Origin of the sequence: Nonomuraea sp. MG754425, from assembly GCF_021699195.1 — a bacterium.
Taxonomy (GTDB): Bacteria; Actinomycetota; Actinomycetes; order Streptosporangiales; family Streptosporangiaceae; genus Nonomuraea.
The window spans coordinates 1-14,736 of the sequence record NZ_SSXE01000005.1; the positions used below are offsets into that span (position 1 = coordinate 1).

A 14,736-nucleotide genomic window follows, 5' to 3' on the forward strand; every position below is an offset into this window, starting at 1 on the left:
GCGTTGTACTGCGACTCCATCCGGCTCAGCGCCTCCAGCTCGCCGTAGTCGAGGAAGATCCCACGACAGTTGTCGCACTGCTCGATGTGGACGCCGTTGCGCTCATAGGTCCGCATGTTCCCGCGGCACTTGGGGCACTGCATCGAAGTCGCTCTCCTTGACGTCGAGGTCTCAGGGTGAAACCTACCGCGCGCAACCCCGTCACGCCCGGACGATTCTGTTGCACGACTCGACCAACGAATACTCCACCTCATCCAGTTCCCGGCCCTCACCGTCGGCGTTGACCACGGCCACCGCCGCGAGCTGAACCGTCAGCGCGCGGGCGGGCGCGTCGAGCCGCGCCCACGGGTCGCCCTCCCCGAGCGCGGGCCCGCCGGAGGCGAGGTAGGCCCCCAGGAACCGCTCCCACACGGCCGGCTCGAGCAGTCCCGCCGCGTACCAGGCGGCCGGCCTGGCGAGGTCCCACGCCGGGTCGCCGACGCCCAGATCGTCGATGTCGATGAGCAGCCACCGGTCGCGGTGGACGAGCTGGCCCAGATGCCAGTCACCGTGCGTCAGCAGGCCCGGCAGCGGCGGCGCTGCCGGCAACTCCCCGAACGCCCGCCGGACGAGCTGCTCCACCGGCCCGTCGCCGGTCATGCGGCCCACCGCGCGGGCCGCCCTGGCGGGCCCACCGGCGACCGGCAGCCCCGGCACCACCGTGAGGGGGACGGCGTGCAGCCTGGCCAGCAGCCGCGCCCCCTCCTCCCAGGGCGCCGAGCCCGGGTCGTCGTGCGAGACCGGCCGGCCCGCCGGCCACACCGTCACCGCCCGCCCGCCGGCCGCCAGCACCTCGCGCTCCAGCGGGGCCAGCATCACGCCGCTCGCCGCCGCCGACGCCGCGGCCCGCAGCCTCGGCCGCAGCCCCTCGGGATCGTCACGCGCCGAATGAGCCTTGACCACGACCTCGCCCATGCGCAACACCACGACGTCCGTCCGCGTCGGATGTAAGACGGGCTCCCCCGCGCCGCCGTACGCCGCGGCGATCCCCTCCAGCTCACCTTCAAGACCCACTCGTACAGACTATCCGGCAGGTTTGTAGCCGATGCTCGCCGAACGCGGTCGCAGGACCATTCGGAATGGGCTTCGTGACCTGGGGTAACGGCGGGTCGCCTGCGTTCAGCGTGTGCCATCGTGTGCCGGTCCGTGTCGCTGAATGCCGCTGTCTGCGGAATGCACGCGGAATGATCTTCCCGTCTGCGACCCCACCGTCACCAGCCATGACGCCATGACGGCGGCGGCCACCGCGGGCCGCCCACGACAGCCCCAGCCCGGCACACCCTGGAGTGCCGTGCCTGTCGGAGCACGCCCGCAACAGCACCCGCTCAACCTCGCTGGTTCACCATCCAGAGCATTCATCGCCGCCGCGGTGCCCCGAGGCATGCGCCGGGCCGGCTCGCAGAAGGAGTGGCTGCGAACCCTGAAGGAGGACCTGGAGACCCTGGAACTCCGCTGCGACGGCTACGCGAACCTGACGCGGATCGCGAACCTGATCGCGTGGGCCGCCAACTGGTCCACGATGTGCTCCCGGCCGACGATCGCGCGACTGGTTGAGGTGACCGGCCTGTCACAGGCGACCGTGAAGCGGTGGGTCCGCTGGCTGCGCGTCCGGGGCTGGCTCGGCACGGTCGAGGAGGGCAGCACCTGCCAGTTCCGTAAGGGGACGGCGGCGGGCCTGCTCGATGACGGCCTCGGCAACCGTGCAGCCGTCTGGGTGCTGGCCGTGCCTCGCCGCTCACGCGCGGACCGTCTCCGTGATCATGATCCTCGCTGTGTTGACCTGCCTGAACGGACAAGTGAACCCCCTACTGGTTCTCTCCCTGAGAGAACCAGAGTTGATCCCACGCGCACGCGCGAGGAGAGATCACCAAGCAGGCCACGCGAACCACGCATCTCGCCGCACTGGCCACTGCACGCTACGGCGCGGACGAAACGCGACAAGATCGCCCTGTGCGAGCGGCTGCGCGCGGAAGCCCCGATCCTGCGCCGCGTCACGGCCTGGTACCTCCGGTGGTGGCTGAGCGCCTTCATCGACGAAGGGTGGACGGCTGCCGACGTGCTGCATGCGCTGGACTCGCGGGCCGACGACTCGCGGTGGACGTACACGTGGTCGAGCGTGTCGGAGATCAGGCATGTGCCAGGCTGGGTGCGGCATCGGCTCGCGGCGTGGCTGGACGGAGAGGGGCGGCCGGTGGCGTCGAGGTCGCAGCGGCGTGCGGCGGTGGACGCGGCCCGGCGTGCGGGGCAGGAGGCGCGGCGGCGAGAGTGGGCGGCGATGCGTGCCGCGGCCGGATGGGTGGAGGCGCCCGCGCCGGATGCCGTGACCGAGGACTGTCCCGTCGTTGCCGCCGTGCTCGGTGTCACGGAGGTGCCCGAGCAGCCGGCGGTCGGGCCTAATGCCGCGTTCGTGGCGGCGCGAGCAGAGATGGAGCGCCGCCGCCGGGAGAAGGAGGCGGCCGAGTTGGAGGCGCTGGCCGCCTGGCGGGCGCGGAGGTTGTCGTGATGGCGGATGCGAAGCAGTGGGCGGCGCTCGCGCGTGAGTGGCTGAAGGCGAGCTCGCCGCGGGTCGCCCGAGCGATGCGGGAGCGGGACCAGGACGCGGCCCGGCGTCGCCGAGAGCGGCGACCGGGGGAGGACCGGCGGGGGAAGCGCGCCGACGAGGAGGCCGCCCAGGAACTGGAGCGGATCCGGTGGGCGACGGAGCCCGAGGAGGTGGCCGGCCCCAGCGAGGAGGAGATCGAGCAGGCGCAGACTGCGCTGGCGCGGGAGAAGGCGCTGGCCAGGGCACGAGCGCGAGCCCGGCAGGAGCGAGATCACGAGATCGGTGGCTGAACTGGAGGCGCTCGCATCGGCGGGTGTGAGGGTGGTGGCCTGACTTCGTGTCGCTGCCGGGTCGGCGCGGTGCGCGGTGGCGCTAGAACGCGCGGAACGGTCTTTATGGTGGCCGCTCGCGGACGTTCGTGGTCGGTCTGGAGTTGACGGTACCGCCAACAATGATCTTGGCTCAGAATCGCGCACAGGCAAGATCATTAAGCGCCGACCTGCGGAGAAGTCTTACATATACATACGTGCGCGAAATGGTAGACTGGAACCAGTACCTAGCAAGATCAAAACAGGAAGTGACCAGCAGGAACACCCCAGGAGAAACGATGCACCAGCCCACCCCCGACCAGCGCATCCCCGCCGACCAGATCCACACCCTCACCCCCCGCGACCTTCTCTACGCCGCTGCCGAGCTCGACGTCAGCGAAGACCACCAGCGCGCCGCCGTCATTTGGGGCATCACCGCCGCACAGGTCGCCGCCGGGCTTGGCACCTTCAACGACCTCCACCCCGAGATCGCCGCCGAGTTCTGCGCGAACACCCTCGACCCCGAGACCGGCGACATCGACATGTGCGCCGTGGCCGCCGCCGCCTGCTACAACGAGACGTTCCCCCCGGCTGTCCCCGTCACCGCGATCCCCGCCAACGACATCGGCACCATCACCCCCTCCCAGGTCCTCGCCGACGCGCGGGCCGCCGGCGCCCGCCCCGACCACGCGCTCGACGCAGTTGCGGTTGCCATCGCCTCCGTCATGGAGCCGGTGACAGGCATCGACTTCCACCACCTGCTGCCCAGCTACGCCAACGACGTTCAGTCCTGGGCACACGGCTGGCTGCACCTCCACCACGGCTGCGACCCTCGCGTCGCGCCGATCGACTACGCCGTGCTGGACGACGATGTTGTGGCAGGGATGCTCGACCACATCGCCGAGCAGGCCCGCCGCTACGACCCCTTCGCCGATTAGCTCGTTGGCGGTACCGCCAACAGGCCCCCTCTGAAATGCGTTGAGCCGGACCCATCGCCACATGGGTCCGGCTCACCTGCTGACTTTGAACCCCCACCACCAAGAGGGAGTGCCTTGAACAGCGCTCCCAAGATAACGCACCGCGCGGGCCGAACCGCAACCCCCGATTCGATCACGATGCGATGGGAGATCAGCATGTCCTACTTCGCGGACGACTACGGCACCGACACGGAAGCCATCGAGACCCTCCAGCGGGACGCCGACCTGGAACAGACCGCGATGGAGCGGGAGGGCAACCGCCTCGCCGCTCTCCGCGCCAAAGGGATCTGCACGCACAGCTCCGGCGTCATGTACCGCGACCCGCCCGTCTACCCCGAGCAGGCCGGCCTCCGGCCGGGGCAAACGCGATGCACCGAGGGCACCGGCGGCTGCACCTTCGTCGCCAACTCCGACGAGGAGTGGAACGCCACGCAGGACGCACTGTGACCGCCCTGTTCGACCTCGGCGAGCCGTGCCCAAAGTGCCGCGCCGCCGCGGGCGTCGAGTGCGACCCCGGCTGCGTGCTCATGCAGGACCCCGCCGACTGGTTCGACGGCTTCGAGATTTCCGACGCCGACCCCGGCCTGTGACAGGGAGGACCGTGATGGACAAGCTGGTCGCAACCAGCAACCCGGACCTGGACGCCTACCTTCGCGCGTCGCGCGCCGTGCTGCCGCTCCAGCGGGGCCTTGACGACGCCGAGAAGCGGCTCGCGTCCGGCGCGTGGGACCGCAGCGTGTGGTGGGCGCCCTACTGGGACCCCGACCCGGACGCGCCGATGCCGTACGAGAAGGCCGACGTCATCACCGCCATCGCACCCGAGCTGATCGAGCAGGCGATGGACAAGGCCGAAGTGTTCTACAAGACCGGGGCCGCCATCTCGCCCCGGATCGCGGAGATCGCCGCTGACCAGATCGTCGTCATGTGGGAGTCGTGCGGCCCCCGCTACCGGGAGATCTGATGCCCGAGTGGATTCGCGACGAGCTCGTCAACCTGGCCGCCGTCATCGGGTCCGTCCTGGACGACCCGACCGCCGACCACACGTACATGCTGCGCCACGCCCACGAGGACCTGAGGCGCATCCTCGACGAGGACAAGCAGGACGGGCGATGACGGAGCTGGAGCCGCTCGCGCCGGGGGCCGTGGTCGTCTACTACGGCTCCCTGCCCGAGCAGTACGGCACGCACACCATCATCGGCCCGTGCCGCTACTGCGACCGCTGCGACGAAGTCTTCGACCAGATGTGGGACCAGTGGTACTGGAACCTGACCCGACGCGACCAAGAACGAGCGCGCGAACTGTTCGACCGTCAGTTCGGCCACCTGTTCCCCCGCTACGAGCTGGAGGGCGAGAACGGTGAGCGACTGCTGTGCGTCCGCCGTTCCAGCCTCACCCCCACCGACCCGATCGCGAACCGGAGTGACGCATGAACCTCACCTCGAAGATTGACGCGTGCGTGGCGCTCATTGAGCACCCCAACACCCCCGAAGAGGAGAAGGCGACCGCACAGCGTCTACTGGAACGGCTCCGGATCCGTGCCCAGCGGGAGGGCCAGGACATCAGCGAGAAGTCCGAGGAGTGGAGCGGCTACTACCGGCTGCCCCGGCGGCAGTACGGCTCCAAGTACGACGGTCGATACATCCCGTCCGCCGAGCTGACCAAGTTGGTCCGCAGCGACATCGCCCTCCTACGCAAGCTCGGGCGGCAGCCGGCCCGGCCGGGCGAGGTGAAGGTTCCAGAGCCAATCGGGGACGCGCCCGCGAGCATCAAGTTCTTCGTCCGGAAGGACGACAACACCTTCACCCGCTCGATCGACATCACGATCAAGGGTGTGCCTGCCGAGTGGTGGATCGACCGGGAGGACCCGTACGACCGGTCGAGGACGTGGCGGTCTGCCGGGCCGCAGCTCACCGCCTTGCGTGACGCCCTCAAGGAGATCACCTGGGCGTACAACTACGACGGCTCGGACCTGCTCACCGATTACCACGACCGCAACTTCTACGACCACTACCGGGCTGACGGCCACGGCGAGAGCGACTATCCGCGCGACATCTGACCTGCCGGTGCTGACGCGCCACCGTCAGCACGAGCACCCACCACCACCCCGAGCTCTGAGGGAGAGGGAGCATGAGCTACAAGCCAGATCTACTGACCACGCACGCGCTGCTGGCCCGCTGGGAATTCGCTCGCTGCGGAGAACGCGCCCACCTCGTATTCACGCTGAAGCGCGACGCCTGGACCATCCGCGTCACCTTCGAGGGAGACGAGCCGAAGACCGCCGAGCTGCTGCGGCCGGGCACCACCACGCCCGTAACCATCGACATGAGCGACGTCGGACGGTGGCTCAAGACCAGCCGCACCGAGGCGGCCCTGCACAAGGTGGGAGACCGGGTCACGGTCGCCGGCCGGGCCGGGACCATCGTCGGGTTCGAGCTGGAGGAGCGGCCCCCGGCCGCTGGTCCGTGGAAGTTCCGGCTGGCCGTCGTGTACGACGACGGTGTTAACGGCGACCCGTTCCCGGCCAGCGCGGCCACCCTCGACCCGGCCCCGGCCGAGGCGGGGGAGTGCAAGGGCTGGTTGTGCGGCGGCGTCGGCGCGGTGATGTGCCTGACCCGCGAGTACACCCGCGACGACAGCGCGCCGCTGGAGCGGAAAGTGCTGTGCGACTACCACGCCGAGTACGGGGACCGGCGGCTGGTCGTCGTCCGGGTCCTGCACGAGATCCCCGCCCCCGCCGCTTCGGCGGCCGTCGAGAAAGGCTGACCATGCCCAGCACCACGCGCAAGCCGGTCAAGTTCGGTATCCGGCTGCTGAACCACCCTGCCTACCAGGACCCGGACGGGTTCCACACCTACGTCACCACGTGGAACGACGGTCGGAGGGTGCTACACCTGCCCATCTGCCCCCTTGCCAAGGAAGCCGGGGCGAGCGACGAGCGGGAGACCACGTATCGGCGGGCAATGGACGCCGGGATGCGGCAGTGCCGACACTGCCTGCCCCACAGCATCCACCACGTCACCCTCCCGGACGGCACCAAGCGGTACCGGCCGATGAGCGTCATCTTCACCGGCGGCAACCTCGACGGTTACGAGTACGGCGAATACGCCCTGGTCGAGAAGACAAATGGCACCTGGCAGGTCCGCCGGTGGGCCGAGTCTGGCGAGGCAGCGGTCAAGCTGGCCGTCGAGCTCGGCGTGCCGTACATCCTCGGGCCGCGCCACGACTCGCTCGGGCTGCCCACGCCGATCCGCGAGGAGGACCTGTAACCGATGACCGACCTGCTTACCGCCCCGCCAGAGCCGACCCCGGCCGACCTGATCCGCGACGCCATCGACCTGATGCGCGCCACCTGGAGAGTGCGGGTGACTTCGTCATCGGCCGCCTCACCACCGGTCACGGCTTCTGCCCGGTCGGCGCGATCGGCGTGCTCGCCGGGGACGTGTTCGTCGCCGGGGCACCGCAGTGCCGGGTCCCGGTTGTCCAAGACACGTTGGCGTGGCTCGTGGATTTCCACCATCTGCCCCGCTCCAAGCCGGAGGTCGCGACGGGGCTGGACGACTCGCGCATGGCGTACGTGCGAGTCGCCAAATGGGCCGACACCTTCCCGGAGTCGGCCGAAGAGGAACTGTACGCCGCCCTGGAGGCCGCCGCAGCAGCGTGGCGGCCTCACCGCATGAAGTTGGCGGAACCGCCAACGAAGCCAAGGAGAAGATCATGACCGACAACAGCCGACCCGTCAACGCGCCCGCCACTCCGGCCCCGCCGTACTTCGGCTGGTTCGACTTCTACCAGCAGGGCTGGCAGACGGTCGTCGTCTACCAGCGCGACGAGAAGCCCATCGCGCACCGGCTCGGCGACGCGGTCCCCCTCGACCGGGCGACCGAGATGTGCCAGGTCCTCGCCGAGGTGACCGGCCTGCCGGTCGCGGGCGAGCTGAGCAAGCGCAGCTTCACTCCGATCGCCGACCAAGGCACCCCCGCCAACTGACCACTTCGGAGCTGGCCCGCAACGCCTGCGGGCCAGCTCCATCCCAACAGGAGGAACGATCATGACCAACTCGACCACCCACCTGCGCAACAGGTCGCTGCTCGCTGCCGTCATCGAGCGGATCGAGCACGACGGAACCCTCAGCCAGATCGAGAACGCCGAGGAGCCCGCCCCCAACGGGTTCACCTGCTGGAGCCAGGTCGGCTGGCAAAGCCTGATCCAGATGTCCGCCAACAGGTGCGGCACCTCGCTGTGCGCCGCCGGGTACACCGCTGAACTGGCCGATCGCAAGTGGCTGGTCACCATCAGCGCGGACGGCACCCCCCTCCTGGACGGCGAACCCACCAACTGGACCACCGCCTTCTACAACACGGGCTACGTGCTGGCCGACGAGTCCGACCCCGAGGGCGCGCTCGCGACCATATGCGGCCAGAAAGTCGTGCACGTTCGGGACGCCGCGCTGCGGCTCCTCGGGCTAGAGCCTCAGGCCGTGTTCAACGACAAAGGCAACCTGCTCGGTGTCCCGCATCCGCTGTTCGCGCCGGGCACCACGATCGCGGACCTGCGCGCGTGGCTGGACCGTCTCCCTGACTGACCCCCTGCTGGCTGGCCCGCGTCGTGCGGGCCAGCCACCTCACCACCAAGGAGGAACCACCGTGGCAAGAACCGACATGACCGAAGAAGAACTCGCCGCCTGGCGAGCCCGCAAGGACGCCGGCCGCGCCCGCGCATACGACGCCGAAGTGAAGACCGCGACCCTCCTCCGGGACCACCCCGAAGCGATCGACGGGTTCCGCGTCTTTTGCGCCCGAATGGGCGGCTTCTACTCGATCCGGAACTGCATGCGCATCTACGGCCAAAACCCGCACGTCGCCCACGTGCAGCCGCGGCGCTTCTGGGGCGGCTACGGATTTGGCCGCGAGGTGATCGACCCGAGCGCAGCGATCTGGATCCTCGCGCCGAAGGTCGAGCGGAAGTTCGTCAAGGAGGTCGAGAACACGCAGACGGGCAAGACGGAGGAGGTCGAGGACTCCTACCGGATCTGGCCGATCGAGGACATCTACCCGTCCGCGGCGACCGCGCCGAAGGACCGCCCCTGCGTGTTCTGCAACGGCCCCGCGGGCGACCCATGCCCCGACTCCTGCCCGATACGGCAGCCGCAGTCCGGTCCGCCACCCACGCGGGAAGACGTGGCCGAGGCGGTGGCCGCCGTCCTCAAGCAGCTCGGCGGGTTCGACACCACGGTGCTGTCCACGCTCGGGCCAGATCCGATGCAGGACGACTACGGCGACCCGTACGAGACGCCCGGCGTCCGCTGGGGGACCATCTCGGTCACGACGACCGCGACGAATCAGGGCGGCAAGCCGAAGAAGCGCAGCTACCGATACCTGCACACGGTAGACCTCGACCGGCCCGGCGTCCGGTACGCCATCGCCGGGCTCGGTGTCGTCTGGATCAGCCCGTACGAGCTGCGCAACGACGAGGGCGCGGGCTATGCGGCGGTCACCGTCCAGTACGGCGACGACGTGTCCGCTGCTGACCGGCACTGGGACAGCCGGTACTACCCCGCTGGGCCGCACGCCCTCATCCTCAACGGCATCACCTTCGCCGGAACGTCGCTCGTGTACCCGCACGAGGAGCGGTGGCGGTGGTTCTCCCCGCACCGGGCCGGCTACGGCGGCACCGTCACCGAGGGCGCGGCCGAGAAGATGGGCCAGATCCTCCGGCAGCTCCTCCCGCACTACCGCGGGCTCGTCGAGATCGACGCCATCGAGGAAGCCGGGTTCCGCAAGCGCGCCGCTCGCCGAGCGCGTGAGGCGGAGCATGAGGCCACGCGGCTGGCCGAGCGGGAGCGTGAACTGGCCGACCAGCGAGCCGACGCTGAGCGGCGGGCGGCCGAGCACCGCCACCAGGCCGTCAACCCGAACGAGCTGTAGAAGCGCGAGCCCGCGCCTATCGGGCTCGCGCCACCCCGATCGTACGGCCCGCCCGCCGGCGGGCGGGCCACCCTCCACCCCAAGGGAGCAATCATGAAACTCGCAGCAATCGCCATGGCGGCGGTCCTCCTCGCCGCCGAGCCCGCAGGATGCAGCGGGAGGGGCACCACCACCGACCCGTACAAGCCCGGCGCGCTGGGTTGCCAGCGGTACGTGCACATCGAGGCGGTCCGGATCGGGTCGGCTGAGCCGCGTGTCCGCGTCCTGGTCAACGAGGAATGCACGAAGCCATCCGGCGTGGCCACCCAGGTCCTGTCCATCAGCCTGGACTACCGGGAGACGCTGAGAGCGCCCCGGTTGACCGTCAACAGTGACAAGTTTTCAAGCATGACCCCGGATCACCGGTACGTGCTGACTCACTACCCGTGCCTGTCGGGCCGCTACTGGGCCGCGGTGGGGGTGGCGGGGACGTTCGACACCGGTAAGGAGTACCGGGCGAAAGTTGAGGAGACCAAGCGGATCAACTGCGACAAGCCTCGCGACATCTCCGCTTGGGACGCCGCCTAACACGGTTTCCACCAGCGAAAGCGGGCAGCTCGGGCGCGGAAGATCTTTTCGCCGTCCGGGTTGCCCCCATACGGGCAGCTCACCCGCAGCCTGGGGTGGGGCGGCACGACGCCGACTGCCCACCAGGACGCCGCATCGGGGGCGGCGTGGGTGATGTTGCTGGTGGTGTAGGCGGGCGCGCAGGTGCGATCCGGCTTCTCGCCTGGCCAGACGCCCCAGCCGTCGCCCCACCAGGCGACCGTCCACACCTGCTCATCTAGCGCATCCACGCATCTGATCGTACGCCCCGCCTCACGCTCCGGCGGGGGCGACAACCACCACCACCAGGAAGAACAGGAGGAGAACAGTGGCCAACGCTGCGATGCCCATCCACCTCATCCACGCGCCCACCCACAACGGGATGGTCATCCCGTACATCGCCCTTCGACACGCGGACAGCACCCCCGAGTTCGGGCAGGTCAGCCACGACCGGACCGCCAGGTGCTTCATCAAGCGGCGCTGCCAGCTCTGCGCCCGCGAACTCGGCGACGCCGCGGTGCTCATGGCCCGGCCGCAGGACTTCGGCCACGGCTACGGTCCCGAGCCCGCCCAGCATCCCGAGTGCGCCGCCTACTCGATCCGGGCCTGCCCGATGCTTGTGGGCCGGCTGCCTCGCCACCGTGACCGCACCCGGCCGCAGCGCCGCCAGTGCAGCCGCCCGGATGCCTGCTGGTGCGGTGAGCCGCCCGCGCCGCCGAGCGCGGACACCATCATCCGTTCAGGGCGGGCCGCGTCGCCGTGGTACTCGGTGCGCTTCTCAATGGCTGAGTACGAGGTGAACATGTCGGCGCGGAAGGGGCCCCGAGGGATCTCCCTGCGCGCCCTCACCCACCGCAAGGTGCGGCTGGTGACGTGGGGGCAACCGGAACAGGCCGACCTGGGCCGCGTTCTCATGTACGGCCTGCCCATGCCCACGGGCGGAGGCACCGGCTGATGTACGTCGTCTTCTCCTACGGGATGGGCGCCAACGGCACAGCGGCCCTTCTGCGTCTGCTGTTCGAGCCCGAGACTCGCCCGGCCGAACTGGTCGAGGACCTGTCCAACCTCATCGTCATCACCGCGCAGACAGGTGACGAGTTCCTGGACACCGCCGTCATGGTCGAGCAGCACATCTACCCCCTGCTCGCCAAGCGGCGGGTGCGTATGGTGCAGGTCGCCCGCGCGGGCCACTACGAGCGGGACGGCATCGTCGTCCTGGACGACACCCGCGAGCCGATCCTGTGCCTGACCAGCGGCGCGTACGCGCTGTTGGAGGAGCTGACGAGCAGCGCGACCGTAGCCCAGGCGAAGGATCGGAAACACAGCCAGAAGTTCAAGGGCTGGGTGATCGACCAGTGGTTCAAGACGAACATCGGCGACGAGCCGTACGTGCACATCATGGGCTACGACGTGAGCGAACCGGACCGGGTCGCCGGGGACCTGGCGCTCGGCCTCCCCAACAAGAGGCCCTGGTATCCGCTCGTGGACTGGGGCTGGGACTGGGGGGCCTGCGAGCGCTACATCTTCGCGCAGCTTGGGGTGCGATGGAAACGCAGCCACTGCTTCGAGTGCCCGTTCGCGTTCTCCGTCACCAAGGGCGGCCGGGAGCGCACCATCCCGCGCCTGCTCGCCCACCCCTACCAGGCCATGGGTGCGCTGACGATGGAGTACCTGGCCGTCGCCTGCAACCCCAAGCAGGGGCTGATCGCGGGCAAGCAGCTCTACGACCTGCTCGCCGACTGGCCGGGCGGCTTCGTCTTACTGGAGCTGTTCCACCACCACCTCGACGACGCCGAGTGGGCGGTGTACGACGTGCAGCGCGGCTTCGGCAGCAAGCCCGGCGACACGATGAAGCGCGGACGGCCGGCCCGGTCCATGCGCCCGCTCGTCACCGGCAGCCGCGCCGACATGCTCGCCCACCTGGAGCGCGCCGCCGGCCTGCTCGGGCGGCGGCTGGAGACGGACGGCCGCCACTGGCGGGTGTGGTGGCGGCGGCGCGGCATCTACTTCCCGACCGTCGAGCACCTGCTGACCGCCGCGCCCGCGCTGGCGCACGACAAGACAAATCCCGGATTCCCGAAGCTGTGGCGGGATGGCCTGAAGGCCACCCGGCAGCTCGAACTCGCCATCTGACCTGGAGAACCCCATGACATGCCACCACCTGTTCCACCACCCGCAGACCCCCAAGGAGCGTGACGCGGTCGTCAAGCAGTTGAACTACTGCCGCAGCATCGGCGACGACCAGGGCATGATGATCGTGCTCGTCCAGCTCACCGAGCCCTGCCTCGCGCCGGAGTCAAACGCTGGAGGGGCAGCATGAGCCGGCGCCCTACGCAGAAGAGCCGTACGGCGTCGCACCGCCCCGCGCTGCGCCGCCGCCGGTTCCGCTACGACGACTTCGTCGCGGTCGATCTCTTCTCTGGCTTCGGCGGGCTCACGCAGGGCATCGAGCGGGCCGGGTTCACCACGATCCTCGCGGCCAACCACGACGAGTACAAGGTCGAGGTCCACGAGAAGAACCACCCGAACGCCGAGCACTGGATCGCCGACCTGGTGGACACGGAGGCGTCCGACTACCACTCCGCCGCCGACCTTCCCCGCGCTGATCTGCTCGTCGCGGGCGTGAGCTGCACTAATCACTCGCAGGCGAACACGCAGAAGGCGTACCAGTTGGGCCTGGCGCTGTTCGAGCTGGACGACCCCGAGTATCAGGAGCGCGCCACTCGATCGGAGAAGGACAGGGCGACTGCGACGTGCGCGCTGCAATACGCGGCCAAGCACCACCCGTGGATGGCACTCATCGAGTGCACCACGGAACTGTACTCGTGGGGGCCTCGGGTACCAGGCAAGAAGTACGGCGACGGCACCACCTTCAGGTGGTGGCTCAAGCAGTGGGGCATCGAGCGCTACAAGCACCGCATCCTGTACCTGAACAGCATGTTCTTCGGGGTACCGCAGTCCCGTGACCGGCTCTACATCATCTTCTGGGACGAGAAGCTGCCCGCGCCGGACCTCGACCACCGGCCCGAGTCGTGGTGCGGCTTCTGCGGCACGATCGTCCAGGCGGTATGGACCTGGAGGACCGGGGTACCGGCCACGGGCAGCGTCCGCTACGGCAAGCAGTACGAGTACCGGTGTCCCTCCTGCCGCCGGGTGGTTATCCCGCCGTTCGCGCCATCGCTGAACGCGCTGGACCTGTCCGACCTCGGCCCCAAGATTGGCGACAGGCCGCTCAAGGAGTTCACGGATAAGAAGACGGGCGAGACCGTCCTTAGCCCGCTTGCGCCCTCCACGATGGCCAGGGCCGAGCGGTGCAGGCAGAAGTTCGCCGACTTCCCCGCCGTGCTCATGCCGGCCAAGGCCGCGCACGGGTCCGAACGCCACCCCTGGCAGCCCCTCTCCACGCAGACCAGCCAGCAGGAGACGGCGATCCTCTCGACCGGGGCGCTCGTCGCCGCCGCGGGCAACACCTTCGAGCGGCCCGGTTCCGACTGCCGCACCCGCACGCTGGACGAGCCGCTGCCCTCTCAGACCGCGACCAATACGCAGGCGCTGATCACGCCGCCGGTCTCCCTGGTGACCGGACAGGTGATGGCTGCCCACCGCCACAATGGCGATGGCCAGCACATCACGGAGCCGATGGACACGGTCACGACCACGCACGAGAAGGCGGTCCTGCTCGCGGTCAACAACTTCCAGGGCTCCCCCCGTGGTGTCGATGAGGTGCTGCCCACGCAAGGCGGCTCGGAGACACTGGGGCTGCTGTCCGCTGGCGTCGTGCCGTTCCGGAAGAACACCGTGCCAACCTCGCATTCTGAGGCGATGCCGACCGTCACGTCCGACCAGATCCCTGGGCTACTCACGGCGGCCGGGCTCGTCCAGTTCAACCAGGGGACAGACCGGCGGGTGTCCGGGGTTGACCAGCCGCTCAAGACCGTCATCGCGGACAACACGATGGCCCTGATGTTCTCCGGTTGGTACAAGCAGAACGGTTCCGAGGCCGACGCGACCGCTCCGCATCCTGCGAGCGACCCGCTCGGCACGCTGACGGCGCGCGACACCACGGCACTACTCCACGCCCAGTGGCGCGATGCCCTTGCGGATCTGAAATTGGAGGACTGCCACTTCCGCATGATGGCCCCTCACGAAGTCGGCGTTGGCTGCGGCTTCGATGTCGATTTCGGCAACCACAAGGGCGCGTTCATCGTCTGGGGCTCCGCGAGAGACCAGATTGACGGCTTCGGCAACGCCGTCAGCCCTCCCGTTGGAGAGTGGATCGGCAGACGCCTTCGCGCAGCCCTTCACGGAGAACAGCTCGACGAATCGTAGTTGGCGGTTCCGCCAACAAGCCATCCAGGCCC

At 69.2% G+C, this 14,736-nt stretch carries 22 protein-coding genes; 19 read left to right on the forward strand and 3 right to left on the reverse strand.

Annotated elements, in window-relative coordinates; all coding sequences use genetic code 11:
* Positions 1-143 (reverse strand): zf-TFIIB domain-containing protein (locus FAF44_RS02590; protein WP_237101503.1); only part of this gene is annotated, 143 nt, incomplete at its 3' end.
* A gap of 58 nt (positions 144-201) precedes the next feature.
* Positions 202-1,053: a phosphotransferase gene (locus FAF44_RS02595; RefSeq protein ID WP_237101341.1), complete on the reverse strand. Its 852-nt coding sequence runs from the start codon at positions 1,051-1,053 to the stop codon at positions 202-204.
* Positions 1,054-1,408: 355 nt separating this feature from the next.
* Here FAF44_RS02595 and FAF44_RS02600 point away from each other — a divergent pair, with 355 nt between their 5' ends.
* The 15 genes from FAF44_RS02600 (at position 1,409) to FAF44_RS02670 (ending at position 10,357) form a co-directional block, all read left to right on the forward strand.
* Entirely contained in the window at positions 1,409-2,542 is a 1,134-nt protein-coding gene (locus FAF44_RS02600; RefSeq protein WP_237101505.1) for a hypothetical protein, read from the forward strand.
* A complete protein-coding gene (locus FAF44_RS02605; RefSeq protein ID WP_237101506.1) occupies positions 2,542-2,871 on the forward strand; it encodes a hypothetical protein in 330 nt (109 codons plus the stop codon). The genes FAF44_RS02600 and FAF44_RS02605 overlap by 1 nt, the downstream gene beginning before the upstream one ends.
* Positions 2,872-3,188: 317 nt before the next feature.
* Positions 3,189-3,827: a hypothetical protein gene (locus FAF44_RS02610; RefSeq protein WP_237101342.1), complete on the forward strand. Its 639-nt coding sequence runs from the start codon at positions 3,189-3,191 to the stop codon at positions 3,825-3,827.
* Positions 3,828-4,022: 195 nt separating this feature from the next.
* Entirely contained in the window at positions 4,023-4,313 is a 291-nt protein-coding gene (locus FAF44_RS02615; protein ID WP_237101343.1) for a hypothetical protein, read from the forward strand.
* Positions 4,310-4,456, forward strand: coding sequence for a hypothetical protein (locus tag FAF44_RS02620; protein ID WP_237101344.1), 147 nt, complete (start codon positions 4,310-4,312; stop codon positions 4,454-4,456). The genes FAF44_RS02615 and FAF44_RS02620 overlap by 4 nt, the downstream gene beginning before the upstream one ends.
* A gap of 14 nt (positions 4,457-4,470) precedes the next feature.
* Positions 4,471-4,827, forward strand: a complete 357-nt coding sequence (locus FAF44_RS02625; protein ID WP_237101345.1) for a hypothetical protein — start codon at positions 4,471-4,473, stop codon at positions 4,825-4,827.
* On the forward strand, positions 4,827-4,979 hold the full coding sequence (locus tag FAF44_RS02630; protein ID WP_237101346.1) for a hypothetical protein: 153 nt from the start codon (positions 4,827-4,829) through the stop codon (positions 4,977-4,979). Before FAF44_RS02625 ends, FAF44_RS02630 begins: the two co-directional genes overlap by 1 nt.
* On the forward strand, positions 4,976-5,296 hold the full coding sequence (locus FAF44_RS02635; RefSeq protein ID WP_237101347.1) for a hypothetical protein: 321 nt from the start codon (positions 4,976-4,978) through the stop codon (positions 5,294-5,296). Before FAF44_RS02630 ends, FAF44_RS02635 begins: the two co-directional genes overlap by 4 nt.
* Positions 5,293-5,922 (forward strand): hypothetical protein, encoded by a 630-nt coding sequence (locus FAF44_RS02640; RefSeq protein ID WP_237101348.1) that lies wholly within the window; start codon positions 5,293-5,295, stop codon positions 5,920-5,922. Before FAF44_RS02635 ends, FAF44_RS02640 begins: the two co-directional genes overlap by 4 nt.
* 71 nt (positions 5,923-5,993) lie before the next feature.
* Positions 5,994-6,629, forward strand: a complete 636-nt coding sequence (locus FAF44_RS02645; RefSeq protein WP_237101349.1) for a hypothetical protein — start codon at positions 5,994-5,996, stop codon at positions 6,627-6,629.
* A 2-nt stretch (positions 6,630-6,631) separates the two neighbouring features.
* Positions 6,632-7,132 (forward strand): hypothetical protein, encoded by a 501-nt coding sequence (locus FAF44_RS02650; protein WP_237101350.1) that lies wholly within the window; start codon positions 6,632-6,634, stop codon positions 7,130-7,132.
* A gap of 448 nt (positions 7,133-7,580) precedes the next feature.
* Entirely contained in the window at positions 7,581-7,853 is a 273-nt protein-coding gene (locus tag FAF44_RS02655; protein WP_237101351.1) for a hypothetical protein, read from the forward strand.
* A gap of 61 nt (positions 7,854-7,914) precedes the next feature.
* A complete protein-coding gene (locus tag FAF44_RS02660; RefSeq protein WP_237101352.1) occupies positions 7,915-8,448 on the forward strand; it encodes a hypothetical protein in 534 nt (177 codons plus the stop codon).
* A 61-nt stretch (positions 8,449-8,509) separates the two neighbouring features.
* Complete coding sequence (locus tag FAF44_RS02665) at positions 8,510-9,790, forward strand: hypothetical protein (RefSeq protein ID WP_237101353.1); 1,281 nt, start codon at positions 8,510-8,512, stop codon at positions 9,788-9,790.
* 93 nt (positions 9,791-9,883) lie between these two features.
* Positions 9,884-10,357 carry a hypothetical protein gene (locus FAF44_RS02670; RefSeq protein WP_237101354.1) on the forward strand — a complete coding sequence of 158 codons (474 nt, stop codon included), beginning with the start codon at positions 9,884-9,886 and terminating at the stop codon, positions 10,355-10,357.
* Here FAF44_RS02670 and FAF44_RS02675 read toward each other — a convergent pair.
* A complete protein-coding gene (locus FAF44_RS02675) occupies positions 10,354-10,626 on the reverse strand; it encodes a hypothetical protein (RefSeq protein ID WP_237101355.1) in 273 nt (90 codons plus the stop codon). The genes FAF44_RS02670 and FAF44_RS02675 overlap by 4 nt on opposite strands.
* A 77-nt stretch (positions 10,627-10,703) precedes the next feature.
* On the opposite strand from FAF44_RS02675, the gene FAF44_RS02680 reads away from it, so the two are divergent.
* Genes FAF44_RS02680 through FAF44_RS02695 form a run of 4 tightly spaced genes read left to right on the forward strand, consistent with a single transcriptional unit; the run spans position 10,704 to position 14,704 of the window.
* Positions 10,704-11,330, forward strand: a complete 627-nt coding sequence (locus tag FAF44_RS02680; RefSeq protein ID WP_237101356.1) for a hypothetical protein — start codon at positions 10,704-10,706, stop codon at positions 11,328-11,330.
* The gene (locus FAF44_RS02685) at positions 11,330-12,508 is read left to right on the forward strand and encodes a hypothetical protein (protein WP_237101357.1); all 1,179 of its coding nucleotides are present in this window, start codon (positions 11,330-11,332) and stop codon (positions 12,506-12,508) included. The genes FAF44_RS02680 and FAF44_RS02685 overlap by 1 nt, the downstream gene beginning before the upstream one ends.
* Positions 12,509-12,521: 13 nt before the next feature.
* Complete coding sequence (locus tag FAF44_RS02690) at positions 12,522-12,695, forward strand: hypothetical protein (protein WP_237101358.1); 174 nt, start codon at positions 12,522-12,524, stop codon at positions 12,693-12,695.
* Entirely contained in the window at positions 12,692-14,704 is a 2,013-nt protein-coding gene (locus tag FAF44_RS02695; protein WP_237101359.1) for a DNA cytosine methyltransferase, read from the forward strand. The genes FAF44_RS02690 and FAF44_RS02695 overlap by 4 nt, the downstream gene beginning before the upstream one ends.
* The last annotated feature ends 32 nt before the right edge of the window (positions 14,705-14,736 follow it).